This window comes from Chryseobacterium indologenes (genome assembly GCF_002025665.1).
GTDB classification, from domain to species: domain Bacteria; phylum Bacteroidota; class Bacteroidia; order Flavobacteriales; family Weeksellaceae; genus Chryseobacterium; species Chryseobacterium metallicongregator.
Window position 1 is genome coordinate 1,159,066 of sequence record NZ_CP018786.1, and the last position, 26,392, is coordinate 1,185,457.

Consider the following 26,392-nt stretch of genomic DNA (forward strand, 5'->3'; position numbering starts at 1 on the left):
TATGGATTTATTTAAGAGAATAAAAAATAAAACAAATTCAATTATTAATAATATACAGAATAATGCCAGAGTAGACAAAATTGCTAATGAAATTAATAATTGCAAGTCGAAGCGATTATTTTTGTTTCAAACTCCTACCCATACTAATATTGGAGATCATGCTATTGCGGAAGGGCAGTTGAAATTTTTTAAAGAAAATTTACCCGGGCATCACGTTTTCGAGATCAATCAGTCTCAAATGAAGTATTTTATTGAAAAGTACAGTAATACTATTAATCCTGATGATTTGATATTCATTCATGGTGGTGGTAATTTTGGGAATGAATATATGAGGGAAGAAAATTTAAGAAGAATGGTAATTCAAAACTTTCCTGAGAATAAAACGATATTGTTTCCACAAACTATCTATTACTCTAATGATCAGATTGGTGAGTCTGAATTAAAAAGGACACAGGATATTTTTGAAAAGCATTCAAATTTGATTTTGACAGCCAGAGAGGAAAAATCATTTGAATTAATGAAAAAATATTTTCCAAAAAATAAGGTAATTCTGACTCCTGATATTGTTCTATACACTGAATATAGTTTTGAAAATGAAAGAGAGTACGCATTAGAAGTAATCAGAAATGATCAGGAATCAATACTAACAGCAAACGATAAAGATAAAATTACCCAAATTTTAGAAGGTAAATTTGACAAAATAATTAAATCTGATATGCATTGTGATAAAATAACAGATTTAGATATTGAGTCAGTGAGAAAAAAAGTATTGACTAATAAGTTATTACAATTTTCTAAGGCAAAAATAGTTGTCACTGATAGATTACACGGAATGGTTCTTTGCATCATTACAGGAACACCGTGCGTCGTTTTTTCAAATTATAATCAAAAAGTTATAGGAACTTATAATTGGATTAAGTATTTAAAATATATAAAGTTTGTTAAAAATATAGATGAAGCAAACAAAGCAATAGATGAGTTATTAAGTAATGATAACTATGAAAAATATAATCCTCAGGAGATAAGGAAGTTTTACCTACCATTAATAGAGAATATAAATGAATGATGTTTTTTTATCAATTATTGTCCCAATATATAATGTTGAAAATTATATAGAAAAATGCATTGCCAGTATAGTGCAAAATACTTCTGCTAATTTTGAATTGATCCTGGTAATTGATGGCTCTCCAGATAATAGTATCAGTATTTGTAATAAATATAAAAATGTAGATAAAAGAATTGTCGTCCTGGAAAAAGAAAACGGAGGGCTTTCTGATGCCAGAAATGCGGGATATAAAATAGCGAAAGGGGAATATATTTGGTTTGTGGATGGAGATGATTATATTGAAAGTGAAAGTATTGACGTCTTTTTAAAAAAAATTAATACAGAAACAGATATTTTATTATTTAATTATCAGGAAATTTATGAAAATAAAATTGTCAAATTTGAAAAATTTGAAAATGAAGAAAAAATCAGTGGTCACGATTTGTTGTTAAAATATAATAACTATGGTATTCAGGCGTGGACACAGATCTATTCAAAAAAATTCTTAGATAAACATCAGATTATATTTGAAAAAGGGGCAATATATGAGGATGTATTATTTAATACACAAGTATATAGTAAAAATCCTGTTCTGCAGGTTATTGACAATATCTTTGTAAATTATGTACAGAGGGGAGAGTCAATTATGAAGAAAAAACAAACTATAAAAAATATAGAATCAGTATTAAAAATTTTAGAACTCTATAATAAGAAAGATATAATAGATTTTTTTCCAAAAAAGTTCATAATAAATAGACATCACTATTATTTTAGCCTGTTATTCATTTTTTTACATAAGAGTAATATGAAAAAAGATGAAATTATGGATCTCTTGAATAATATTAGTACCAAAAACTTTTTTGTTTTTACAAGGCAGTATGATTCTTTTATTGTGAAATATATTAAAAGAAAACTATTTCCTTCCCAATCGATTTTTATTTATAAGAACTGGAATTTTATTTTCCTTCTGATAAGGTTGGATAATTTGATTAATAGATGAATTACTTAAAGAAAAATATAACCCCAATATTAATCATTTCACAAATATTTGGTTTATACGGTGGTATGCTACAGGCACCGAGACTTCTTGCTATTTTATTTTTACCATTACTGATACAGGATTTAAATAAAAAGCTTATTAAAGGGAAAGAGTATTTATTGTTTTTCTTTTCTTTTATTATGTATTGTGTATTGTCAATGTTATTTTTAACATTTAATAATGACCAATCATTAAAAGAGTTTGCATATGCGCTGATAAATTTTATCATTTTCGTTGAAATAGTAAATTTTAGCAAGTATATAAGTTTAAATAAACTGATAAATGGCTGGGTTATATTTGTATTACTAAGTATTCCAATTGCAATTATAGAAATTAATTTCAATTTACATTTTTCTAATTCAAAGTTTGGAGATGATACGGTATTAGGAGGTGTGGGAACTCTTAGAAAATATGCAGCTATTACTTTTGGAAATTATAATTTGTATAATCACCTTTTGGCGATTTCATTTCCATTTATTTTAGCTAAACTTAAATTTATTTCAAGCAAATTATTTAAAATATTTTATATCCTTTTTATTTTAGCTATTGTTTGGGTTGTATTAACCAATGCAAGTCGTGGTACTATGCTGTGCTTATTAATATCTACTATTATATATATTATTTTTTATTCCAGCAAGTCAATCAGCAAAACCATTATGTACACATTCATTTCAATAATAGCATCTGTTGCAGGGTATATATATGTAATGAATAATGCATCATTTTCTTATTTAAAGACAAGAATAGAACAAAAAGGACTGGAAGATAATTCTAGGAAGGAAATGATTAATGTGGGTATCGACATGTTTGTGGACTCAAAATTTTTGGGTGTAGGAGCTGGAAACTTTTCTGATACAGCTAGTAAAATGACAAATAATCCTATCCTGGTACCCCATAATTTATTTATAGAATTACTCTCTCAATACGGGATTGTTGTATTCTTTACATTTCTTTTATTGTTATTTAAAATTTTTAATCCCAAAAGGATTTTTAAAAAGCGTGAAATTCCAAACTATATTTTATTAGGATCATTACTGGTAATGCCATTAGCATTTACAATTAATAGTGTTTATTTAAATAATCCGTACATGTGGATTTGGCTGGCAAGTCTTTATTGTATATCATCATTTTATAAAACGACAACTAAAAATGTTAATTGATTATATAGATAGAAAGTATTCATCGTTAAGAAAAATTTCTAAGGCTCAGTCTTTAGCAAGATTTTCTATAAGGAAGTTTTCAAATTTTGTCTTCCCGATATATCTTAAAAATACTATAAAAGAAGTAGTACTACCCGAAAAAGTGTCGGAAAATATTATCGTGTCACTTACAACATTTCCAGGAAGGATATCCAAATTATGGATGGTTGTGGAGTGTATGTTACGCCAAAGTCTGCTGCCAAACAAAATTGTATTGTATCTGGCAAAAGATCAATTTCCGAATGAGTTGAAAGATATACCAGATAATCTGATCGGTTACTATAAAAAGAAACAATTGGAAATAAGATTTGTAGATGAAGATTTAAGGTCTCATAAAAAATATTACTATGCCTTTAAGGAATATCAAAATGATGTTATCATAACCATAGATGATGATATTTTTTATCCGTCAAATATCATTAAAGACTTAATGGATTTACATGCAAAATTTCCTGATGCAATTTGTTGTCATAGAGCCCATAAAATCGTAAGAAATGATGATAATACAATAAGCAAATATTCCAACTGGAAAAAAGTTTTTGGAAATTTTGGACCGGCATTTGATCTATTTCACACAAGTGGGGGAGGAACTTTGTATAAGACTAACTTTTTTAGTGAAGAAGTTTTAAACAAAAATGCTTTTGTCAGCTTATGTTTTATGGCAGACGATGTCTGGCTGAATACGATGGCTCAGTTGAATAAGACAAAGACCGTGAAATCCAATTATTTTTCAAACTTAATTCCCATTGAAAATAAAAATTCCCTCTTTAAGCTAAGTCAGGAAAACGTGGCGGATGGAGGTAATGATAAGCAGTTACAGAATCTGATTCAAAATTATAATATTAATAATTATGAAATATTTAAGTGATTTTATAAAGCTTAGTGCGTTATTATTATTTAGCTTTTCTTTTGCTCAGCAAAACAGAGTAAGCAGGTATAATGCAGATATGCAGGCATCCAAAAGTTATGGTTTGCAGAAAATGGAACTGTCATCGAAGAGTAAAAATACTTACGATTTCATGGCATTAGGATATTTTATCAATGCAAATAACAATATGTATCTTAAAACAAAAGATAAAAAATACATTGATACTAATATTTCTGTCATAAAACCAATCCTGATTGATACCAATTCAAATACCTCATACCAAAAAAATGGCTGGGTGATGAATGTAGCAAAAGGAAATCAGAATGCAGCAGTGAACGGGCAGGAACATTTAATTTCAGAAGGCTATTTTTTCAGATACATCGGTGAGTTTTTGGATATTCTAGCCAAGAATAAATTATATACGAATTATCAACCGGCGATAGAAAGTGGTTTAAAATATTCCTTCGATAAATGGAAAGCCAGAAGCTTCAGTCAATATGGAGATTATTCATTATTGTTTCATCAAAGGCTTCATACAGGAGCAAACTGGGCTGTTGTTGCACTCTATCTCATGAAATATGACGAATCTGAAAAAAATTCATATGCCTTATTTGTAAATCAGTTTGATCAGCAGCTGAAAAAAGCGTTGGTTTTAAACAAGAGCGCAGGTAGCGTTTTGTATTACACGTGGAACAGTACATATCCTGATACTTTTTGTAAGGCGTTACAGAAAATTAAAAATTATAAACCGGTTGTACAGGATGTATCGCATGGAAATCATGTCGTATTATATTTAATAAAGGCAAAAGAACTGGGAAATGCCAATTGGGCTGACTTTAATTTCAGTTACCTCTGCAATACCTTGAAGCTTAAGATTCTTAAAGGAAGCAGTATTGCCGATAATGTAGATGGCTCTACAGATCCAAGTGTACAGAATACGGGATGGAAAATATCGGATGGCTGGATGAAACTTATCTATTTTGATACAAGTTTATATCCTTTAGTCGAAAAAAACCTTGCAAATTATAGTAATAAAATTAACAACTCTTCTTTAGAGCTGCAGTTTAATTCAATTTATCCATAATGATACTTCACATTACAAACGATTACTCAGGATCTACAGTTTATAAAAATTTAGTGAGGGAGCTGGATAATAACGGGCTAGAGCAGATTGTATATAATCCATTTCGAGAATCTTCCAGAATAGGGAAAAATAAAATAGATTTTAAAAGTACCCGCTCACAGATTATCTACAGCCATATTTTATCAAAATATGCAGATCGGGTTTTGTATAAGAAAAAAATTAAAAAAATAGTACAAGACATTGAAGCAAAAGTAGACCTCAAGACCGTCAAATTTATTCATGCTCACACATGGTATAGCGATGGCGGAGTGGCCTATGAGCTTCATAAAAAATATAATATCCCATACATATTGGCAGTGCGCAATACGGATCTTAATGTGTTTTTGAAGTATTTTCTTCACGAAAGAGGCTACGGACAAAAAATACTTCAGAATGCAAATAAGATCATAACCATTTCTGCAGTCTATAAAAAAAGAATGCTTGAAGATTCACGCCTGTCTCATATCATGAGCGATGTACAGCAAAAACTAATGGTAATTCCAAATGGTGTAGACCCTTTCTGGATAGAATCAAAGGTTATGAACAGGAAAATTGTTGAGAATGAAAAAAGCATTCAGTTGCTTTATATAGGGAAATTCAATAAAGGCAAAAATGTCTTTAACCTTATTAATGCTGTTAAGAATCATAATCACAAAATTCAGAATAGGATAAAATTAACACTGATTGGAGGAGGAGGAAATGACGAGAAAAGAATCCTGGATTCTATTAAAAACGATCATTCCTTTGAGTTTGTAGGAAAAGTAGACAGCCTGCCTGTTCTAAAATCCTATTACGAACGAAGTGACTTCTTTACAATGCCTTCCAAAGCAGAAACTTTTGGCCTGGTCTATATAGAAGCGCTTCTGCAGGGCTTACCGGTAATGTACACGCAAAATGAAGGGATCGACGGTTTTTATGATGATTCTATTGGAGAAAAAGTGGAAGACACCTCTGTTTCTGCTATCGAACGAGGGCTTGAACGGTTAATCCAAAAACGAAATCATTATAGTTTTGATATTGAACAATTGTTAGAAAATCATGACTGGAAGAGAATAGCTGAAGTATATCAACAATTATATATAGAAAAAAAATAATGAATATATTATACATCCACCAATATTTCGTAACTCCTCAGGAGCCAGGAGGAACAAGATCGTACTGGCTGGCACAAGAACTTATTAAAAATGGGCATAAAGTTACCATGCTCACCTCATCATCCAAATTTTCAGAGGATATTAAAATTGTAGAAATTGATGGTATTGAAGTCGTTTATATAAAGGAAGACTACGACCAGAATATGAGTGTTTCAAGAAGGTTAAAGGCTTTCTTGAAATTTATGTACAAATCATCTGTGCTAGGATTGAAACAGAAAGATATCGATTTGGTGATTGCTACATCTACTCCTCTTACAATAGGTATTCCGGCACTTATATTAAAGTGGTTTAAAAAGAAGCCTTTTGTTTTTGAAGTAAGAGACCTCTGGCCGGAGGTGCCAATACAGATGGGAGCCATAAAAAACAGTTGGACAATAAAAACGACACGTCTGCTGGAAAAAGTGATTTATAAAAATGCTTCCCGTGTTATTGCACTTTCTCCCGGTATGCAGGCCGGAGTGGTAAAATATATTCCAAAAGAAAAAACATCCATGATTCCTAATATGGCTAAAATGGACGAATTCTGGCCTAGGGGAAAAAATGATCAACTGATGGAAAAGCTCGGCTTAAAAAAAGATTCCTTCAAAATAGTTCACTTTGGTTCTCTGGGATTGGCAAATGGTGCTCAGACAATTGTTGAATCCGCCAAATTATTAAACAATAGAGAAGATATAGAATTTTTGTTTGTAGGAGGAGGGTCTACCGAAAAAGATTTGGTAGATGAAGTAGAGAAAAACAACCTTAAAAATGTGAAATTTCTCGGAAAGTTCCCTATGACTGACGTATCCGAGATTGTCAATTTTTCGGATGTTTCGATGATTTCCTTTTTGGATATCCCGATTTTGTATACCAACTCTCCAAACAAGCTTTTCGATTCGTTGTCTGCAGGAAAACCAATTATTGTAAACTCTGCAGGATGGACGAAAGACATAGCCGAAAAATACCATTGCGGATATTATGTAAATCCAAACCGTCCTGAAGAGCTTGTACAAAAAGTACTCTATCTGAAAGACAATCCTGAATTGGTAAAGGAAATGGGACAGAATGCAAGGGAATTGGCCGAAACAGTTTATGACAAATCCATTTTGTGTAAAAAATTTGTTGAAGTTATCGAGCAAACAGAATAAATGATCAAGAGAAAGAATCTATTGATGTACAAATGATAGATAACGGGTCATCTTAGAATTTAAAGTAACAAGAATGTTGATTTTGTGTGTGTTTTTATAATCGACTTTCCTAAATTTTCTAAGTAAAATAGGGCAGAATAGTATTAACTGCAGCTATATATTGAAATTTTTATATTTGACAATCTGTATCTTAACAATAGCTTTGAAAGAAAAGAAATACGTTTCTTTGGAAAATTTAAAAAAAGCTATATATTTGCACCAGTTAAAAAGCAAATGCTACCTTAAAAATTGATCCGGTAGTTCAGCTGGTTAGAATGCCGCCCTGTCACGGCGGAGGTCGCGGGTTCGAGTCCCGTCCGGATCGCAAAAAGTCTTCTAGAAATAGAAGACTTTTTTATTTTCCCTTATTGATAAACAGATTGGAAATAATAACCGATTCTTATCAGAAGGGATGCAGAGGTGGTGCAAGATGGCATCAGGATGTTTATCGCTTTGGTAAAAACGGGACTTTAGAATGGATTTCTACAAAAGAAAATACGGGCGAATAATGCTTTTTTTAATTCTGGGAATACCTTTAAAACCTATGTTTTTTTTGAAATTGTAAATTATAACTCCTCATTTACAGTGATAAAGCCTCCGTTTTTTTACGGTATTTTTAAGAATGTCTTTTAGGATTCAAATTTAGGTCTGATATTTGTACTGGGTAGCCAAACTAAATGGCCGATTTATTTATGAAAAACATATCTGTGAAAAAATTCTTTTTTTATGCCTGTTTATGTGCTTTTTCTCTGGTTTCCTGTAAAAAGGAAATAGAAAAAATAAGTGATACTTTTAAAGATACCGTTTCTTCTTCGGAAGTTCCGGAGGTAGAAAAGGATTCTATAAAGAAAGATTCTGTTCCTGTCGTTAAAAAAGAATCTGTTCCGCCTGTCATGCAGGAGAACGGTTTTTATAATGCCTTTGTTCTTCCAAAAGATAAAAAAATGCGTGATTCTATTTACGCAGAATTCAGCAAGAAATATAGTGTAGAAGAAAGAACAGCTATTTTAGCCTTAAACAGATTAGATTCTAAAAGTAAATGGAATGCCGACACCTTGGTAGTTCCTGCGAAAATAGATACCACACTGATGGCCTACTCACCGTTTCCAATGCAGCTGGATGTATTAAGCGGAGTGAAAAAGTTTGTCATTTTCTCATATCCTATACAGGCTTTTGCCGTATACTCTAATGGAAGCCTTGTAAAATGGGGCCCAACAAGTATGGGTAAAAAAGCAGCCCAAACTACAAGAGGACTTACCTTTGCCAACTGGAAAAAGAAACTGGCTATTTCCACCGTGAGCAGCGAATGGAAACTTCCTTATAACTTTAATATTCATAACATTGGCGGAATCGGATGGCATGAGTATACGCTTCCCGGATATCCTGCTTCACATTCATGTTTACGATTGCTGAGAAAAGATGCCCAATGGTTGTATTCCTATGCAGATACCTGGATTTTGAATCCGGGTGGTGCTACTACTAAAGCCAGAGGTACAGCAGTAATGGTATTCGGAGATTATAAATGGGGAGGAAGAAAACCATGGAGAAATCTTTTGGATGATCCTAATGCCAACAATATTTCCGTTGAAGAATTGACGAAACTCTTAGAACCGGATGTTCCGAAAATGCTAAAAGAACAAAGCAACAGAGAAAAAGTAGCGGATTCTATCAAAGCAGCAAAAGCAGCAGCTCCTATTCAAAATGAAAAGCCTGCAGAACCCCTGTCTAATTAATTTTTTTTTCAAATTGTAAAGTAGATTCTTCAGCAAACTTTCTAAGTTTAAGCATTTCCTCTTTACCTTTATGCTGGCCGAATCTGGCGGCAATATAAGTAAGAAGAATAAATAATAACATGATAAAAGAAGCGCTCAGTGCCCAAGGGTATTCGGCGCTTTTTATTTGCTTTTCTACGTAATACATCGTGAAAAAGGTCATCCAGAGAATAGAAAAAGAAAAATACAGGAACATAAAGAATGTCCATACAGCAGAACTAGGACCAAACACTCCACGTATTGCTATATGCTCATCCTCCATTTCTATCCGTAAAGCAAGGCTGGGTTTCCAGTAATTATCATATTCTGTTTTTACCCAGATAGTAGCCACTTCTTTATTGATATTGCCTGAGAATTCATCTTTATGCTCTTCCATATATTTTTTCAGATTTTCAGCATACTCTTCCTTGGTAAGATGAGTAAACATTTTAAACCGGGGTCTGGTTCTTATCCTGTCTAAAGTGGTTTCTTCGGTATTCATATTGTTATTCTTGATAAGGAATAGGATCCTGAAGGGTGAAACTTAATATGAGTTTTTCATTTTTTCTTTGAATGAGCATATTGATAGTTCGGCCTTCATTAGATTTCATAAGTTCTACAATTTTTTCCAGTGTCATCTCAGAAGTAGGGTCTCCATTAATACTTAGAATTCTGTCTTCCTTTTTCAGACCTGCTTCATAAGCCGGTGAATCTTTTCTTACTCCGGCAATAGAAAATATAGGTTTCAAACTGAATTTATACTGGAAAGCATCTTTATAAGCACCGTTTACTATGGTTGTAGATTTTTGGGTTTCTATATTTATTCTATCCTGCTGCCATTCCAGCCCATCCTGTTTGAAATCCAATCCACTCATATTAAAGTGAAAAGGATCATTAAAGTATCTGTTTCTTTTCAGATATAACTTTTTGTTAGAATAATCAAAAATCACTGTAAACCTGCGCATAATTTCACTGCCTATAGAGCCTTTCCTGTTTTCCACTAAATTGACGTGTTGTATAGAGAATTCATCCGGCATAGAAGTGAGAGGTTTTTCAAACTTAAAATTTCCAAGGTAAAAATTATGAATACGGCTTCTTTTACCATAAATATCTCCATTGAAACCACGACCAAGAAAATCGTCAATATTAGGTCTGTTATAAACAAAATTTTTAATCAGCGTGGGGAAGAGCCATATGGCATCACTATTTCCAAGATCAATCAGCAGTTTTGAGTCTTTCTTTTCATTTGTCATTTCTACACCTGCATACAGATAGGGCTTATCTCTTTCAATGGTAATGGGGAATTCTTCAAATTTTCTCATTTTCTTTTCTAAAAGAGCAGCATTTTCAAATACAGTTATTTTCTTTGATGAATAATCTATATAAATAGGATGGTTTTTGAAGAAATGATAGCCGATTACTCCATTTACGGGAATTCCTACATGAGGCGAAATATTAAATTCTTCATCAATAATGATATAAAGAGACATAGAGGTATTGATAATCCCATCACCTATTTTGCCTATATTACGTTCAGACTTCAGCCCATCAATACTTAAACTCCCTCCAAGTCCTGAAAATTTTACTTTTTCAACATTGCTTAACTTCACTTCCTTGTTTTCCAGGCTGAAAAGAATGGTTTCAGAAACCCCCGTATCCAGAAGAAAGGTGAGCTCAGCACCATTAACATTGATCGGAATAAAGATAAGATTGTTGATAAACTGAAAAGGAATAACTGCTTTTTTAGTATTGATCAGTTCAAAAGTATTCTGGGCATTTACAAAAATGCTTAGAAATAATCCCAGTAAAAGCAATTTAAAATTCATTTACTGAATTTAGTGAATTTATCTATATGATAATAAAAAAAACATTCCAAAAGCTGGAATGTTTATATAAGTTACAATGAAGTAGTGTTTTTTATTGAATTTGTTCTAAAATAGGTTTTATTTATTTTGAAAAGAAGTCCATCAAATCCATATAATTCTTTTGATTTACCCCATGTCCGCTCATATATTCTCTGAACGTAAAGTAACAGCTAAGATCATAAAGAAGATCTGCCGCTTTTCTTCCCCATTCAAGCGGGATCACAGCATCATCCGTACCGTGAGAAATGAAGAAACGAAGTCCCTCCAGTTTCTTTTTATCTTTTACAATACCGTCCAGAATTTTATCTTCAGGATAACTGCTCATACAGGCAACACGATTGAAAAGATCAGGATGTTTTAAGGCTAGTGCATAACACAATATTCCTCCCTGGCTGAAACCACAAAGATGTGCTTTGCTTTCTGTAAGTCCATAGTGGTTGATAATCTTTAACATACTTTCCAGAACTGCATGTAAAGATTCATTGGCCTGGGGAACATCAATGAAGTTTTCGGGATCATTAAAGTTGATATCATACCATGAATATCCTTCAAATTGAGTATCACGCGGAGCCCTGAAACTTACAATGATCCAGTCATTGGGAAGAGTTTCTCTAAAACTGAAAAGATCCTGTTCATTGCTGCCATATCCATGAAGCATAAAAAGAATGGGAGTTTGGGAAGTAATATTTTCCGGCTCTCTTACTAGATAATCTAAATTCATACAGCAAAGATAATTAAATTACCTACAGAATCTTAACTTTTATTATTCATACAATGAACTTCCGTTGCATGATAGTTTATGTGTAATGATTAATTATTTGGAGTATATTTTTGAATTTTTCCGGGACTTTCTGTTTTTATTAATTTGATATTATTTGGAAATCTTTATTGGAAATTTTTCATAAAAGTTATTTTTATATTAATAAAAAACTTATATTTGAAACATTAAAAAATCTATTTGGAGAAATGAAGCAATTTTACAATTCAAAAAGTTTACTTAGACTTTCTTTTTTATTCGTTTTATTATTTTCTGTAATCACCGTTGTTAATTCTTGTAAAAAAGATGACGATGAAGAATTTCAGGATCATGTGGTTCAATTCGAAGTGAAAACCACTGCCGGAGGAAACATTATAAGTGTTGTAACACAGGTAGGTACAGCTCAGAATACCATATACAATACTCCGCAGTCTCCTGTAACTTCACCATGGACAAGTGGAGAATTCTTTGTGAATTCCAGCCAGGCACAGCTTAATCTTGATGCTAACGCTTCAATGCCGGATGATAATTCTGAATTGACAATCAATCTTTACATTGATGGTGAGATAGCAAGAACAGTGAAGAAGAAAGGTAAAGGGGTTTTGGTTGCTTCTATTGATTATAGCTTCTTAGAACCTTAAATTACTTTAACAATATAAAAAAACCGCTTTCAAAGCGGTTTTTTTTATTCTTCAATCATATGTTGCTGTATAGCTAGGTTGATCAATTCTGTTGAGTTCTTTGCATGAAATTTCTGTAGAAGATTCTTACGGTGAGTGTCCACGGTAAGAGGACTTAAAAAAAGTTCTTCAGCAATTACATTACTTGTTTTTCCCTGTGCTACCATCTGTAGAATTTGTTTTTCCCTTTTAGTCAGTCTTGGAATAGGAAGATTAGTCTGAGACGGAAGACTGATAATCTGTTTGGTTTCATTGCAGAAAACAATATCTCCCGAAAGTGCTCCTCTGATACCTATCACAAGATCATCAATAGAAGTATTTTTGAGAAGATAACCGCTTGCTCCATTTTGTATAGATTGCATAATAATGCTTCGTTCCGAACGGTTGCTGAACATTATTACAGAGGTATTTGGCGATATTTTTTTAATTTCTCTGCAGAGTTCTGTTCCATTGGAATCTGGGAGCGTAATATCCAGAAGAACAATATCTACTATTTCTGAACGGATGAAACTCAGTGTTTCTGCACCGGATGCAAAACTTCCTGCGACATTGAAGAAAGGCTGGCTTCTCAGCATCATTCTTAATCCTTCAATGACAATAGGATGATCATCTACAATAACAATATTTATTTTTTCATTCTCCATGGATGTTGAGTTCTATATTAATTGCTGTTCCTTGATCATCAGAATTGATTTCCATTTTTCCTTTCAGGTAGTTGACTCTGTTTTTCAGATTACGAAGTCCCAGACTTTTAGTGGTGTTTTCTATATGTTTATCAAATCCTTTTCCGTTATCTTCAATCGTTATCAGAAAATTTTCGCTGGCTTGGGAGCATTGAAGCAGAATATTGCTGGCTTCGGCATGTTTTACAGCATTGGCCAATAACTCCTGTACAATTCTGTAAATATTAAGCTGGATATTTAAAGGTAATTTTTTGTCAATATCAATAGCCTGAAAATCAATTTCAAGGTTTTTTCTGTTGTAAAATTCACACAGGTCGAGTATAGCAGTTTCCAAGCCAAAATTAAGTAATGATTCTGGCATTAAATTTCTCGCTACATGCCGGAGTTCACTTACAGAACTGTCCAGCTGACCCAATATCTTATAAAACTCCTGATCTTTTTCAGGGTTTAAATGGCTGGAAGACCATGTAGAAAAGTTGATTTTTACGCCGGCAAGCATTCCGCCAAGACCATCATGAAGATCCCTTGCAATACGTTCTCTTTCTCTTTCTTCACCATCAAGAATAGCTTTGGTTAATGATAGTTCTTCCTTTTGCTTAATATCATTGAGTTTCTGCTCGTTTATTTTTTTGTTTTTTCTGAAAATAATAAACAGGAAGATCAGAAGACTTAACGCCAGCAATAAAACAAGTCCCATTCCCCATAAATAAGAGTTTTTCTTGTTGACCTCCAGATCTTTTTGGTTTTTCTCAGCATTTAAAGTTGCTATTTTTCTTTCTTTTTCGGCAGTATTGAATTTAGATTCCAGTTTGTTGATTTCAATTTTTACATTCTCTGTATTAAGGCTGTCATTCAGCTTGGAATAATTCTTTTCCCATAGAAGAGCTTCTCTGGTATCTCCTAATTCTTCATTGAGTAAAGAAAGCTGTTTATAAAAAGTCTTTCTGTTGTTAACATCTATGGCCAGAGATTTTTCTGTTAAAACATTTTCCAAAGTAGTTTTGGCTTCCTTATATCTTTTAAGTTTCTTTAAAATATCATATTTGTTGAAATAAAACATTTGAGCCAGAAGATTCTGATTGTACTTTCTGGTATAGAAAATTCCTTTTTCTATCACAGGAAGGGCTTCTTCATTTTTCTGACGGGTAATATATAACAGTGTTTTACTGTAATAATAAAAAGCATTGGATGAAGATTCCGGATAAACCTTGATGAGTTTTTCGGCTTTATTTAAAAACTTTTCAGCTTCATCTCCATTGGCCTGGTAACAGAAATTGTTGGCAGAATTAAGATAGGTAAAAAACAATTCTGCAGAATCCGGATAGTTTTTTTCAAGAATTTCCAGGGCTTTTTTATTGTATTCTTCAGCTTTCTTAAACTGAGCATTATACGTAAGAATAACTGCAAGTTGAGTATATAAGAAACCCAGATTTCTGCTGTTTTCATATTTTTTAACCAGTGGGATACTTTTTTCAAGCATTATCTTGACCAAAGGAATATAGCCCTCTTTATCCTTTTGAGAAACTCCGTAGCTGTACCAGGCAAGAGCTTGAAAAAAATCGGACTCTTCATTTTTGAATTTCGATAAAGACCGAATAGCCTGTTGATAGGAAATTGCAGCTTTCTTTTTATTCCTATCCAGATGATATTGTCCTTCGTAATAATAATATTTTGCTGAAATAAATGAATTATTTTGAGCCAGTATTTTTCCTTTTGCCAGATATTTTTTACTCAAAACAGAATCACTGTTCCTGTAATAATTTGATAGAAGGAAAGAGGCTGTTGCTTTTGAAGTATCCGGATGGTTATCCTTTGTAATACTTTGTAAACTATCTATATAAGCTTTCTCATTAAGCGGAATGATTTGTTGGGATTGTAAAGCAAAAGACAAAAATAGACTTAACAGGACAAGTAATCTCTTCATTATGGATCAATTCTGTAAAATGTTTTTTAAAACGTTCAATTTAATTAAAAATTTTAGCATAAAAAATACCTGAATTTAGGTAGAAAAAATTACTGGTTTTTAAGGATTGATAGACGTAGGTGATGCTCATAGCTTTGCAAATATCAAATCATGAATCATAGAATATTCAATATAGTAACTAAAATTTAAACAAAAAGATTATGAAAAAAATGAGAATGAATCAGCTGTTAAGAGGAGCATTGGTTGCAGTAATAACAGCAATGTTTATTGGATTTACGGCTTCATGCAGTAAAGATAATGACGACAATGAGAATGGAGCAGGGAAAAGTCATAAAGTGGTTTTTAAAGCAATCGCTTCTTCGGGAAGTAATATTGACGTAGCGGTGTACGGAATTGACGGTAACCCAACTACAGCATCAAGTCTGAGTGGATCAACATGGTCCAGCCCTGAGGTGACATCAGAATCAGGAGCATACAGTGCCAATGTTGCCGTAAACGCAGTTGGACCGAATGCTTCTGCAACGTTGAAGGTTCAGATCTGGGTAGACGGAGAATTGAAGAAAGAAGGAACTTCCAGCGGACAGTACTTGTCAGCTTCTACAAGCTATACATTTTAATATTAAATTATTTTAGGACATAAAACGGGCGCTGAGATTCATCTCAGCGCCCGTTTTTATATGTATCTTATACTAGTTTGCTCTTACAATAAAGTAGCTTTTTTTACCTTTTTGTAATAATAAGAACTTACCATCGATAAGGTCAGCTTCATTAGCTGTAAAAGTATCATTTACTTTTTGCTTGTTGACAGAGATTGAATTTCCTTTAATCTCTCTTTGAGCTTCACTCTTAGATTTTAAGAATCCTGATTTTTCAGAAAGAAGATCAATAATATTCACTCCTAAAACATCAGCTTTTGCAATTTCTTTCTGAGGAACTCCGTCGAAAACTTCAAGGAATATTTCTTCGTCAAGACTTACAAGATCTTCAGCAGTAGAACGACCGAAAAGGATTTCAGAAGCTTTCAATGCTTTTTCATACTCTTCTCTTCCATGCACCCAAACCGTAACTTCTTCTGCAAGTTTCTTCTGCAATTTTCTTTCGTGTGCTGCAGTTTTGTGCTCTTCAATTAAAGCATCAATCTCTTCTTTTCCTAAGAAAGTGTAGAATTTAATGAATCTCTCAGCATCTTCATCAGTAGCATTCAGCCAGAACTGGTAGAATTTGTAAGGAGAAGTTTTCTTTTTATCCAGCCAGTAATTTTCTCCGCTTTCAGACTTTCCGAATTTGGAGCCGTCCGCTTTGGTAATCAAAGGAACCGTTAATGCAAATGCTTCACCCTGCGCTTTTCTACGGATCAATTCTGTACCTGTAGTGATATTTCCCCACTGGTCAGAACCTCCCATCTGTAGCTTTACATTATTGTTTTGATATAAGTGAAGGAAATCATATCCCTGGATGAGCTGGTACGTGAACTCTGTAAAACTCATTCCGTCTGCACCCGATTCTCCTGAAAATCTCTTCTTCACAGAATCTTTAGCCATCATATAGTTGACCGTGATATTTTTCCCGACATTTTTAGCAAAATCAAGGAAAGAAATATTCTTCATCCAGTCGTAATTGTTCACTAATTCCGCTTTGTTGGGCTCGTTTCCTTCGAAATTTAAAAATTTTGAAAGCTGATTTTTTAAACAGTCAACATAATGTAAAAGAGTTTCCTCATCCAAAAGATTTCTTTCAGCAGATTTCCCGGACGGGTCTCCGATCATTCCTGTTGCTCCTCCCACCAATGCAATCGGCTTGTGGCCATGAAGCTGGAAGTGAGCTAAAATTTTTATCTGGATAAGACTTCCGATATGTAAAGAATCGGCAGTAGGATCAAAACCAATATATGCAGTAGTTACCTCTTTATTCAGTTGTTCATCGGTTCCTGGCATCATATCGGCAAACAGACCACGCCATTTAAGTTCTTCTATAAAGGAATTCATTGATTTTTAACTTTAAAATTTTAAGATGCAAAGATAGTAAATTCATAAGTATTAAGGGTAAAAGCGAAACAGCAAAAATGTAGAGAAAAGAAAGTCACAAATCATGAAAACCTTTGTTAACCTTAAGAATTGAACAAGTTCAGACTTTTGCCCTTTTACTCCTTTGTTTTTCACCCCAAATAATCTATATTTGTTATTAATGAACGACGAACAGCTATTCCTGCTCATCCAGAAGGCCAAAGATAAAGATCAGAAGGCCCAGACTAAACTCATCAATATTTTTTGGGTAGATGTTTTCTCTTTTGTCATGAAAAAGGTAAGAGATGAAAATGATGCGGATGAAATTACCGTGAATGTTTTTTCAAAAGTACTGTCGAAACTGGATATGTTTGATCCTCATTTTCAGTTTAAAACCTGGATATTGACCATTGCCCAGAATACCGTTATTGATTTCTGGAGAAAGAAGAATCGTGATAATGAAGATGCTGTTGAAAACCTTGATGAGGTCAAAAACCAGTATGCAAAATCTCCTGAAGAACTTCTCATTTCTGAAGAAGAACAAAAGAAAATCATCAAAACCATAGAATCTCTGGATGCTAACTATCAGGATATTATCAAGCTGAGATTTTTTGAAGAAAAAAGCATCAAAGAAATTGCTGATGAACTGGGAATTTCTGTTGCCAACACCAAAGTAAGGGTAATGCGGGCCAAAAAAGTCTTAGCAGAACTCCTGAAAAATAACGAATTTGATGATCATTAAGCTAAAATTCAATATATACTATTCAATAGAAACGGGTTTTAACCCGTTTACTAAAAATACAAATTCAAAATTGGCTTTAGCCAAAACTTAAAAATAAACCTCTTCTTTTGTTTTCGGAAGAACTATTTTTTGCTGCTTTTCCTGATTTCTGTTCTGCAGATTAATCTTCAGCCCTTTTTTAATATAAATTTCTTTTAAAGATTTACCATATTCAGCAGTATTTTCTACCTCTTTTGAATAGTTCAGATGCCCTGTTGAGAGGTTGAAATCTACATCTTTCCAGTAATCTCCCGGTCTTCCCGAAGTAGAGGAGGTTCCTATAAGTTCAAAATGCCCGTTCTGAAATCTGTATTTGTCTGTAACATCCCATTTCCAGCTGCTTCCACCGTTTTGAGAAATGATCAGAATACCTTTTTCTATTTTAGTTTCTCTGTAAGGATCACCCATCATGCCTCCACCATTGCTTTCCATAACAGCATTTCTGGATTTTTCAAGAACGGTCCATGTGCCACCTGCCTTTTTCAGAATCTGAATTTCACGGATGTTTCCCATATCTGTGGTGTCCTTTGTATTGTAAATAATTACTTTTTCAGGAATTTTATCTCCATCAAGATCTCCATCTACTGTTTCAATGATTGTAGAACCTGTGGGTTGAAATTGTTTTTGGGCAAGACAAAATGTTCCGCATATTGCGAATAAAAGGAAGAATATTTTTTTCATAAGAATATTTTGAAGAGATAAATATACAAATGAAATTTCGAATTATAAGTTTCATCAATATATCCGGTTGATGGTTTCCATTAAAAAATCCTTAACTTTGAACTTCAATTTTAGAAATGGAAAATTCAGTTCAAGACACTACCGTTCAAAAACCAAAATGGATCCGCGTAAAACTTCCTACCGGAAAGAATTACAGAGAGCTGAGAACTTTGGTTGATAAATATAAATTAAATACCATTTGCCAAAGCGGAAGCTGCCCGAACATGGGAGAATGTTGGGGTGAAGGTACAGCTACTTTCATGATTTTAGGAAATATCTGTACAAGAAGCTGTGGATTCTGTGGTGTAAAAACAGGAAAACCACTTGATGTAAACTGGGATGAACCTGAAAAAGTAGCAAGATCCATCAAATTAATGAAGATCAAACATGCCGTTCTTACTTCTGTAGACCGTGATGATCTGAAAGATATGGGTTCTATTCTTTGGGGAGAAACAGTGAATGCTGTCAGAAGAATTTCTCCGGGAACGACAATGGAAACTTTGATTCCGGATTTCCAGGGACTTACAAAACACCTTGACAGATTAGTAGATGTAGCTCCTGAAGTGATCTCTCACAACATGGAAACTGTAAAACGTCTGACCAGAGAAGTAAGAATTCAGGCTAAATATGAAAGAAGCCTTGAAGTATTAAGATACCTGAAAGAAGCCGGACAAAGAAGAACCAAAACAGGAGTAATGCTTGGATTAGGGGAAACTAAAGATGAGGTTTTCCAGACGATCGAAGATATCAGAAATGCCAATGTAGATGTGATTACACTTGGACAATATCTGCAGCCAACTAAAAAACATCTTCCGGTAAAGAAATTTATCACTCCTGAAGAATTTGATGAATTCGGGGATTTTGCAAGAAGCTTAGGTTTCAGACACGTTGAAAGTTCTCCTCTTGTAAGAAGTTCTTACCACGCAGAAAAACATATTCATTAAAAATACAAACCGTTCAGCAATGAACGGTTTTTTGTTTGTTAGGGATCAGGTAGCAGATTACAGGTGACAGGTATCAGCTGTGAGAAATTAGCCTGTGAGGGATTAGCTAATGAATGTGGCAATCTTTACAATAACGGCTGCCATCATTCCCATCCTTTGAAGGGGTGGCAAAAATTCAAAGAATTTTTGACGGGGTGGTTCATAACACTCATCAAAGCCTACTTAACAAGTCGTATCCTTTTTAATCACTCCAATCCTCCCATTAATTTCAATCGGTCTGAAATGTTTCTTCTTAAACTCAGAAGGCGTTTCTCCTGTATGCTGTTTGAAAAGTTTATTAAAATAAGAAAGACTTTCAAAGCCCACCTGAAAACAAACTTCTGTCACAGACTGATCTTTCAGCAGGAATATTTTAGCCTGATTAATCCTGTAATTGTTGACAAAATCTGTAAACGTCATATTCGTCTGCTTTTTAAAATACCGGCAGAAAGCAGGAGTACTCAAACTGACAACCTTGGCTACTTCGTTTACGTTGGGTTTTCTGTCGTAATTTTCATGGATATAATCGTAGATGGTTCCCATTCTGATTTTATCATTCAAAAACCATTTAATTCTGGTATCATCTTTATTAAGTTCTTTTACTTCAGTAGAATCGGCCAGGATTTGTAGTATTTCAATCAATCCCATCAGGGATTCAAAAGAGCCTTTATTTTTAATAATCTGTAGTTTTTCAATAACAGTATTTTTGGTTTCTCCGGAGAATGAGAGCCCAAGATATGAACGTTCTAAAAGGGTTTTAATATTTTCAAATTCAGGAACAGGAAGGATGATATCCTGAAGGAAACTTTCCCGCATCTGCAATACAAGCTGCTTGCATTCGGTCTGAATCCCATAATCAAAATTAAGATGGGGAACATTGGAACCAATCAGCAAAAGATCACTGTCTGTAAAACCTGAAATATTTTTTCCCACATGCCGGATTCCATTCACCGCTTCTACATAGACCAGTTCAATTTCCGGATGATAATGCCAGAAAAAACAGTTTTTCAGAGAAGGAGCAAATAGTTTAAACGATTTCCCTTTTTCAAACTCGATAATTTCTTTCTGGATCTTCATTTTGTTCTTATTTGATTGTTTCTGAATTTAAAATTAAGTAAAAAGGTTAATACGGAGCAAATTTTTATCATTCAAAGAGGTGTGAAATTCAAACTTTCTTTCGATTTTTGCACTTTCAAAATAAAGATACTCAAGTGATCCTTTAATTTGAACAGAATTAATTCAGAAAAAGATTTAGATACAATGAAGATTGATAAAAGAATAATACCACTGGCTATCGGTGGTTTAGGGATAGGAACTACGGAATTTACCGTCATGGGACTGTTGCCGGATATCGCAAAAACATTACAGATTACCATTCCTCAAGCCGGACATTTAATTTCTGCTTATGCCATGGGAGTGGTTATCGGAGCTCCAATTTTGATTGGATATTCCGTAAAGTTTCCACCGAAAAAAGTGCTAATGGCTTTTATGATCCTTTTTACATTATTTAATGGGCTTTCTGCTATTGCTCCCGGGTACAATAGTATGTTGGTTATCCGCTTTATGTCCGGACTTCCTCACGGAGCATTCTTCGGTGTAGGAACAGTAGTCGCTTCAAGAATGGCCGGAAAAGGAAAAGAAGCATTTTATATATCCATGATGTTTACAGGGCTCACGGTTGCCAATCTGGCAATGGTACCTCTGGTCACCTATATCGGACACACTTTCCACTGGAGGCTGTACTTTGCTATAGTAGCAGTGATTGGGCTTTTTGCCATCTTATTTTTAAAACTATGGCTTCCTGCAATGGAATCCAATCAGAATACCCATTTCATGGAAGAGTTGAAATTTCTTAAAAATAAACAATCGTGGCTGGTATTGGCCATTACAGCGATAGGATTTGGAGGATTGTTCACATGGTTAAGTTATATTACTCCTTTAATGACCGTAGTTGCAGGAATCAAAAGCAGCCAAATGGCTTACGTAATGGTTCTTGCCGGAGCGGGGATGGTTGTTGGAAACCTGGTTGGAGGTATTGTTTCAGATAAATTGGGCCCGGAAAAAACCTGCGCTCTTCTGATTTTCCTGATGATGATCTCTCTTGGAGGTGTTTTCTTCCTTGCAGAGTATAAAAATATAGCTCTGGTACTGACATTTATGTGTGGTGCTCTATCCATGTCTATTGCTTCACCTATCAATATTATGATGATGAAAGCTGCCCCAAGAAGTGAAATGATGGCTGCCGCTTTTATGCAGGCAGGTTTTAATATTGCCAATGCAATGGGAGCTTTCCTTGGTGGAATTCCTCTAGAATACGGCTACTCATTCAATTATCCATCATTGGTAGGAGTAGGGATGACTTTTATTGGAGTGGTTATCAGTGTAAGATATATGTATCTGTACGGCTCAAAAACTCAAAATGAAGAAGAAGTAGCCGCTGAATGTGTATCATGTGATAAATAAAAAATGTAATTAATTCATTTAAACATACAAAATAGCCTGTTTCACACTGAAACAGGCTTTTTTTATAACATAAGTTTTTACGCCTCTACTTCATCTCCGTTTTTGCACCAATAGAGGGCATTATATAAATTTTCTTTGGGGAAAGATTTAAACTCTCCCGGCATCAGAACACTGAAAACACTGGTGAAATTGCGTATTCCTTCTTTATCCGTAACAATAGCTGAACGATTCCAGTTCGTAAGATTTTTCAATCCTAACAGCAAATCTTCAAGCCATGCGCCCACAGTAAAATTATCCAGATCGGTATCCAAATACAATAAATAATTCAGTTCACCGAATTGCTCTACCTTCTCTTTTACACGCGGAATTACCAGTCTTTCAAAATCCTCTTTCGTTACTTCTCCCGTTGCATTAAATGCTGCAACATTCTCCGGAGCTTCTGGAATAATTGTTATCATAAAAAATATTTTTTGGTGGTTTGAGTTTATAATAACAACAATAATTACACCATTATTTGGTGAATAATTGTTAAAAAAGGTATAAATATTGTTATTTTAAATGTAAAATAGTAATATGAATCTAAAATCAAATGAACCTTTTTGGCTTTTAAAAAATGGATTGTTAGCATCTTACCCTTCTCTAAAGTCGAATGAAGAGTGCGATGTTCTAATTATAGGAGGTGGTATTACAGGAAGCCTTATTGCTCATCAGATGATAGAAGACGGCTATAAAACAATTCTTATTGATAAAAGAGAACTCTGTAACGGAAGCACTTCTGCTACAACTTCAATGCTGCAGTATGAAATAGATGTTCCCCTCTATGAACTGATAGAAAAAATAGGAGAGAAAGGTGCTGTCTTAAGTTATAAAGCCTGTAGCAATGCTATTGATATAATAGAAAAACTGACAAAAATAATAGGATCTAAAGCAGGTTTCAAAAAAAAGAAATCACTGTATTTTGCTTCAAAAAAGAAAGATGCAGAATGGCTGAAGAAAGAATATGAGGCCAGAAAACAAAGTGGATTTGAAGTAGAATGGCTGGAATCAGAGGATATTTTTGAAAAATTTGAATTTGAAAATACCTACGGCGGAATTTTATCAGAACAAGGAGCAAGTATTGATGCTTTTCAGTTTGCGCATGAGATGTTCATGTATAATGTGAAGAAAGGACTGAAGATATTTGATAAGACTGAAATGGTAAAAGTAGAGGAGCACAGGGGATTTAATGTGATTACTGTAGACAGTGGATTTGAGATTAAAGCAAAAAAAATTATTTACTGTATAGGCTACGAAAGTAAAAATCTGCTGAAAGAAAGCTTTGTCAACCTGAAAAGTACCTATGCGGTAGTTTCTGAAATAGATGAAGAGAAGTTCAAAAATATCAGCAGCACCTTAGTATGGAATACCGATGATCCTTATCTCTACATGAGAACTACCGATGATGGAAGACTTCTGATTGGAGGAGGTGATGAAGATTTTTATGATGCAGAAAAACGTGATGCAATACTCCATAAAAAAGAAAACGAGATTCTCAAGAACTTAAACAAAATAAAACCTGATTATCATTTTTATACAGATTTTGTATGGGCAGGAACTTTCGGAGAAACCAAGGATGGTTTACCTTATATCAGCGAACATGAAAATTTTAAAAACTCCTATTTCGTACTGGGCTTTGGGGGAAATGGAATTACTTTTTCAATAACAGGAATGGAAATGGCTTCATTGTTTATGAAAAATAAAAAACATCCACTGTCAAGATATTTTAAGTTTGGAAGATGATTATGTTTTTACCACAATTTTTTTAAATAAGAATAAAGGTTATTTACATTCCTACGGAATGACAACTGCCTGGATAAATCGTTATTCCAATTGTGTCATTCCGTAGGAATCTAGGTTAAACTCTTTGTTGGATAAAAAAAAGGATAAAATAAAAGCGGGCCTCAACCCGCTTACACTACAAACTATACCCATTCTTTTTCGCAAGTTCAAGAATTGAACTCTCAATGGCTTTCCCAAGATCATCAGAATCATCAGTTCCTCTTTTTTTCATTTCGGAATCTATATAAGTCTGGCGTTTTTTGGAAAGTTCCTCTATTTCTTTTTGAATTTTATCACGTGCTGCTGATTTGGCGGCAATTGTTTTTTGAATTTCTTCTTTACTTTTTCCTTTCAACTCCGCTGGAAGTTCACTTTCTTTGACATTGTCGATAAATCCCGCATCTTTTTCAGCTTTATCTACCAGATCCCAGTGGTCATTTTTGTAAGCATTCTTTTTAGATTTGGCAACTGTTCTTTCCACTAAATTGGATGCTGATTGTGCTTCTGCATTCTTATCCTGAGTGATCTGCTTAAGCCGGTATTCCGAACCGTGATTTCCGTAGTAGATATACGTATCATTCAGTTTTGCATTACATTCTGAAATTCTGATATCATAAGGTGTTTCAATATAAAGAACCTTTCTGTCACTGTCGATATTGAAAAACTTTCCACCTCCTAATGAAGCTCCGTTTTGCCAGAAAGTCTGGATTCCTTCCTCCCTGCTTCCACAGAAAATGGTGTTGGTGTAAATATTTTTACCTTTTGCTTTCGAAACAACATCTTTATAATTTATTTTCCCCTGATCAAATGCTTCGTTACCTGCAATGTAAATCAGCTTCATACTTTTTTCATTTCCGTCCCAGTTGAGGTTGGCAGAGGCATCCCGAATGACAGCACCACAATATTCACTACCACCGTTGGTTCTTAAGGCAAACAGCTTTTCAGAAACCAGGTCGAGATCCTGAGTAAGAGGAGTGACCTGACGGATGTAGTTTTCATCACGGATTCCGTCATTGCCATATTCATAAAGGGCAATTTCAATCTCAGGAGCCTTTCCGTTGTACTTAAGAGTGGTCAACGTATTCACAATATTCCAGAGTCTGGATTTTGCCTGATCAATCAATCCGTCCATACTATTGGAAGTATCCAGTAAAAGAGCGACCTGAATTTTATTATCCTTTACCGTTGAGTTTACCGGAATCAATGTCGTTTTTTCTACGGGTAATTTATTGTCAGTATTACTATTGGAGCGGTTATCCGGAATATTACCAGAGCTTAAGAAAGCTGTACCTGCTGCAAGTGCTAAGATTTTTAAAGTTGTCATATTGTTATTTTTTTATAAGTTATAATTAGGGAATAGTGTTTCGTTGTTTATTATTTTGAGTTCCTAGAAGTAAAATTATCTCTATTTAAGGCTGGAAATCGGGAAACTTGGTGAAACAGAAGTTTGACTTGGTGGATGACAAAATAAGGAAGGCTCTAATTATATGTTTAGTGTGATAGTACTAATCTAATGTGTAATTTCAATACTGTCGGAATTGTCAGGCTGAGCGGAGTCGAAGCTTTTACCATTAATCATATTTTAATAGATCGGTATGTATTGTCTTCAGTCGGAAAACCAATAACCTAATAGTACAAAACAAAAAAGCTGCCCCAAAGGCAGCTTTCTTAAATCTGTTATTTTAAAGGATTTCATATTTTGTTTTGATGCTGTATTTCAGCTTGATGTTTTCGATATTATCAAAAGAAAAATCTACCGGAGCATCAGCCATTTCCAACTGAATATTGCTTGCTCTTCCTTTGTAAGCTACCGGCATGATCATATCGCTGGTGTAATCTTCTATTTCTACAATTTCAAGAGCATTTCCAGTTTTTTTACCCATGCTTTCCAATAAGTAGTCTGCTTTTTCTTTAGCGGCTTTCAAAGCATTGATCTTAACTGCTTTTCTGAAATCTGCAATTTTAGTATTCTTTACTTCTGCAATGTTCAGGCTGCTTACCCATTTTTGATTCAGATCTTCAAAGATTTTGCTAAGGCTTGATTTTGTACTGGCTTTAAACTGATAGTTCTTAGAAAACCTAGCTGTCTTAGAATAGATATTCTGGTACATGGATTTGAACTTGATATCCTCGTTCTTTACTCCTGCGTTTTTTAAAATATCAAATAACTTCTTTTCATTATCTGCCAGATCGTTTTTATTATCAGCTTTTATCCCGATGCTGAAGATAATTTCATCCGGTTCTACTTCCATTTCGGCAACACCTGTAACTTCAATTGCATTTTTCTTTACTTCCTGAGCATTTACAAAGCTTCCAAGGGTTAAAATTCCGATTAATAAAAAATGTTTCAATTTCATAATTTCCTGTTTT

26 protein-coding genes and 1 tRNA gene are annotated in these 26,392 nt (G+C 33.9%); 16 read left to right on the forward strand and 11 right to left on the reverse strand.

The window, feature by feature from the left end; genetic code table 11:
* Window position 1 precedes the first annotated feature (1 nt).
* The 10 genes from BUE84_RS05320 to BUE84_RS05360 all read left to right on the forward strand — a co-directional run bounded on the left by BUE84_RS05320 (window position 2) and on the right by BUE84_RS05360 (window position 9,327).
* On the forward strand, window positions 2–1,066 hold the full coding sequence (locus BUE84_RS05320; RefSeq protein WP_079240785.1) for a polysaccharide pyruvyl transferase family protein: 1,065 nt from the start codon (window positions 2–4) through the stop codon (window positions 1,064–1,066).
* Entirely contained in the window at window positions 1,059–2,045 is a 987-nt protein-coding gene (locus tag BUE84_RS05325; protein ID WP_079240786.1) for a glycosyltransferase, read from the forward strand. The genes BUE84_RS05320 and BUE84_RS05325 overlap by 8 nt, the downstream gene beginning before the upstream one ends.
* The gene (locus BUE84_RS05330) at window positions 2,042–3,244 is read left to right on the forward strand and encodes an O-antigen ligase family protein (protein ID WP_079240787.1); all 1,203 of its coding nucleotides are present in this window, start codon (window positions 2,042–2,044) and stop codon (window positions 3,242–3,244) included. Before BUE84_RS05325 ends, BUE84_RS05330 begins: the two co-directional genes overlap by 4 nt.
* On the forward strand, window positions 3,234–4,151 hold the full coding sequence (locus BUE84_RS05335) for a glycosyltransferase (protein ID WP_079240788.1): 918 nt from the start codon (window positions 3,234–3,236) through the stop codon (window positions 4,149–4,151). Before BUE84_RS05330 ends, BUE84_RS05335 begins: the two co-directional genes overlap by 11 nt.
* On the forward strand, window positions 4,135–5,235 hold the full coding sequence (locus tag BUE84_RS05340) for a hypothetical protein (RefSeq protein WP_079240789.1): 1,101 nt from the start codon (window positions 4,135–4,137) through the stop codon (window positions 5,233–5,235). The genes BUE84_RS05335 and BUE84_RS05340 overlap by 17 nt, the downstream gene beginning before the upstream one ends.
* Window positions 5,235–6,368 (forward strand): glycosyltransferase, encoded by a 1,134-nt coding sequence (locus BUE84_RS05345; RefSeq protein ID WP_079240790.1) that lies wholly within the window; start codon window positions 5,235–5,237, stop codon window positions 6,366–6,368. The genes BUE84_RS05340 and BUE84_RS05345 overlap by 1 nt, the downstream gene beginning before the upstream one ends.
* Window positions 6,368–7,555 carry a glycosyltransferase family 4 protein gene (locus BUE84_RS05350; RefSeq protein ID WP_079240791.1) on the forward strand — a complete coding sequence of 396 codons (1,188 nt, stop codon included), beginning with the start codon at window positions 6,368–6,370 and terminating at the stop codon, window positions 7,553–7,555. Before BUE84_RS05345 ends, BUE84_RS05350 begins: the two co-directional genes overlap by 1 nt.
* A 290-nt stretch (window positions 7,556–7,845) precedes the next feature.
* Window positions 7,846–7,919, forward strand: a tRNA-Asp gene (locus BUE84_RS05355).
* A gap of 55 nt (window positions 7,920–7,974) precedes the next feature.
* The gene (locus BUE84_RS24910) at window positions 7,975–8,103 is read left to right on the forward strand and encodes a hypothetical protein (RefSeq protein WP_262487979.1); all 129 of its coding nucleotides are present in this window, start codon (window positions 7,975–7,977) and stop codon (window positions 8,101–8,103) included.
* Window positions 8,104–8,286: 183 nt separating this feature from the next.
* On the forward strand, window positions 8,287–9,327 hold the full coding sequence (locus BUE84_RS05360; RefSeq protein ID WP_099049873.1) for a L,D-transpeptidase: 1,041 nt from the start codon (window positions 8,287–8,289) through the stop codon (window positions 9,325–9,327).
* Here BUE84_RS05360 and BUE84_RS05365 read toward each other — a convergent pair.
* From BUE84_RS05365 to BUE84_RS05375, 3 genes are all read right to left on the reverse strand, one after another.
* Window positions 9,320–9,847, reverse strand: coding sequence for a hypothetical protein (locus tag BUE84_RS05365; protein ID WP_079240792.1), 528 nt, complete (start codon window positions 9,845–9,847; stop codon window positions 9,320–9,322). The genes BUE84_RS05360 and BUE84_RS05365 overlap by 8 nt on opposite strands.
* A gap of 4 nt (window positions 9,848–9,851) precedes the next feature.
* Window positions 9,852–11,171 carry a PDZ domain-containing protein gene (locus tag BUE84_RS05370; protein ID WP_079240793.1) on the reverse strand — a complete coding sequence of 440 codons (1,320 nt, stop codon included), beginning with the start codon at window positions 11,169–11,171 and terminating at the stop codon, window positions 9,852–9,854.
* 121 nt (window positions 11,172–11,292) lie between these two features.
* Window positions 11,293–11,931, reverse strand: a complete 639-nt coding sequence (locus BUE84_RS05375; protein WP_079240794.1) for an alpha/beta hydrolase — start codon at window positions 11,929–11,931, stop codon at window positions 11,293–11,295.
* 245 nt (window positions 11,932–12,176) lie between these two features.
* Here BUE84_RS05375 and BUE84_RS05380 point away from each other — a divergent pair, with 245 nt between their 5' ends.
* The gene (locus BUE84_RS05380) at window positions 12,177–12,608 is read left to right on the forward strand and encodes a hypothetical protein (RefSeq protein WP_228432265.1); all 432 of its coding nucleotides are present in this window, start codon (window positions 12,177–12,179) and stop codon (window positions 12,606–12,608) included.
* Window positions 12,609–12,652: 44 nt separating this feature from the next.
* On the opposite strand, the gene BUE84_RS05385 is transcribed toward BUE84_RS05380, so the two are convergent.
* Window positions 12,653–13,291, reverse strand: coding sequence for a response regulator (locus BUE84_RS05385; RefSeq protein ID WP_079240795.1), 639 nt, complete (start codon window positions 13,289–13,291; stop codon window positions 12,653–12,655).
* Window positions 13,281–15,254: a tetratricopeptide repeat-containing sensor histidine kinase gene (locus BUE84_RS05390; protein WP_079240796.1), complete on the reverse strand. Its 1,974-nt coding sequence runs from the start codon at window positions 15,252–15,254 to the stop codon at window positions 13,281–13,283. Before BUE84_RS05390 ends, BUE84_RS05385 begins: the two co-directional genes overlap by 11 nt.
* A gap of 200 nt (window positions 15,255–15,454) precedes the next feature.
* On the opposite strand from BUE84_RS05390, the gene BUE84_RS05395 reads away from it, so the two are divergent.
* On the forward strand, window positions 15,455–15,871 hold the full coding sequence (locus tag BUE84_RS05395) for a hypothetical protein (RefSeq protein ID WP_079240797.1): 417 nt from the start codon (window positions 15,455–15,457) through the stop codon (window positions 15,869–15,871).
* 72 nt (window positions 15,872–15,943) lie between these two features.
* Here BUE84_RS05395 and tyrS read toward each other — a convergent pair whose 3' ends face one another.
* Complete coding sequence (gene tyrS / locus BUE84_RS05400; RefSeq protein WP_079240798.1) at window positions 15,944–17,239, reverse strand: tyrosine--tRNA ligase; 1,296 nt, start codon at window positions 17,237–17,239, stop codon at window positions 15,944–15,946.
* Window positions 17,240–17,438: 199 nt separating this feature from the next.
* Between tyrS and BUE84_RS05405 the strand changes: the two genes are divergently transcribed.
* Window positions 17,439–17,999 (forward strand): RNA polymerase sigma factor, encoded by a 561-nt coding sequence (locus BUE84_RS05405; protein WP_079240799.1) that lies wholly within the window; start codon window positions 17,439–17,441, stop codon window positions 17,997–17,999.
* Between the two features lie 87 nt (window positions 18,000–18,086).
* Here the strand turns inward: BUE84_RS05405 and BUE84_RS05410 are convergent, their stop codons facing one another.
* Window positions 18,087–18,719 carry a hypothetical protein gene (locus BUE84_RS05410; protein WP_079240800.1) on the reverse strand — a complete coding sequence of 211 codons (633 nt, stop codon included), beginning with the start codon at window positions 18,717–18,719 and terminating at the stop codon, window positions 18,087–18,089.
* Between the two features lie 116 nt (window positions 18,720–18,835).
* Between BUE84_RS05410 and lipA the strand changes: the two genes are divergently transcribed.
* Entirely contained in the window at window positions 18,836–19,702 is an 867-nt protein-coding gene (lipA, locus tag BUE84_RS05415) for a lipoyl synthase (RefSeq protein WP_034692098.1), read from the forward strand.
* A gap of 222 nt (window positions 19,703–19,924) precedes the next feature.
* Here the strand turns inward: lipA and BUE84_RS05420 are convergent, their stop codons facing one another.
* Window positions 19,925–20,818 carry an AraC family transcriptional regulator gene (locus BUE84_RS05420; protein ID WP_079240801.1) on the reverse strand — a complete coding sequence of 298 codons (894 nt, stop codon included), beginning with the start codon at window positions 20,816–20,818 and terminating at the stop codon, window positions 19,925–19,927.
* Between the two features lie 183 nt (window positions 20,819–21,001).
* Between BUE84_RS05420 and BUE84_RS05425 the strand changes: the two genes are divergently transcribed.
* On the forward strand, window positions 21,002–22,204 hold the full coding sequence (locus tag BUE84_RS05425) for an MFS transporter (RefSeq protein WP_079240802.1): 1,203 nt from the start codon (window positions 21,002–21,004) through the stop codon (window positions 22,202–22,204).
* Between the two features lie 77 nt (window positions 22,205–22,281).
* Here the strand turns inward: BUE84_RS05425 and BUE84_RS05430 are convergent, their stop codons facing one another.
* Window positions 22,282–22,662, reverse strand: a complete 381-nt coding sequence (locus BUE84_RS05430) for an STAS/SEC14 domain-containing protein (RefSeq protein ID WP_079240803.1) — start codon at window positions 22,660–22,662, stop codon at window positions 22,282–22,284.
* Between the two features lie 115 nt (window positions 22,663–22,777).
* Here BUE84_RS05430 and BUE84_RS05435 point away from each other — a divergent pair, with 115 nt between their 5' ends.
* Complete coding sequence (locus tag BUE84_RS05435) at window positions 22,778–23,983, forward strand: NAD(P)/FAD-dependent oxidoreductase (protein WP_079240804.1); 1,206 nt, start codon at window positions 22,778–22,780, stop codon at window positions 23,981–23,983.
* A gap of 175 nt (window positions 23,984–24,158) precedes the next feature.
* Here BUE84_RS05435 and BUE84_RS05440 read toward each other — a convergent pair whose 3' ends face one another.
* Entirely contained in the window at window positions 24,159–25,346 is a 1,188-nt protein-coding gene (locus BUE84_RS05440; protein ID WP_079240805.1) for a vWA domain-containing protein, read from the reverse strand.
* A 358-nt stretch (window positions 25,347–25,704) separates the two neighbouring features.
* A complete protein-coding gene (locus BUE84_RS05445; RefSeq protein WP_079240806.1) occupies window positions 25,705–26,379 on the reverse strand; it encodes an SIMPL domain-containing protein in 675 nt (224 codons plus the stop codon).
* Window positions 26,380–26,392 lie beyond the last annotated feature (13 nt).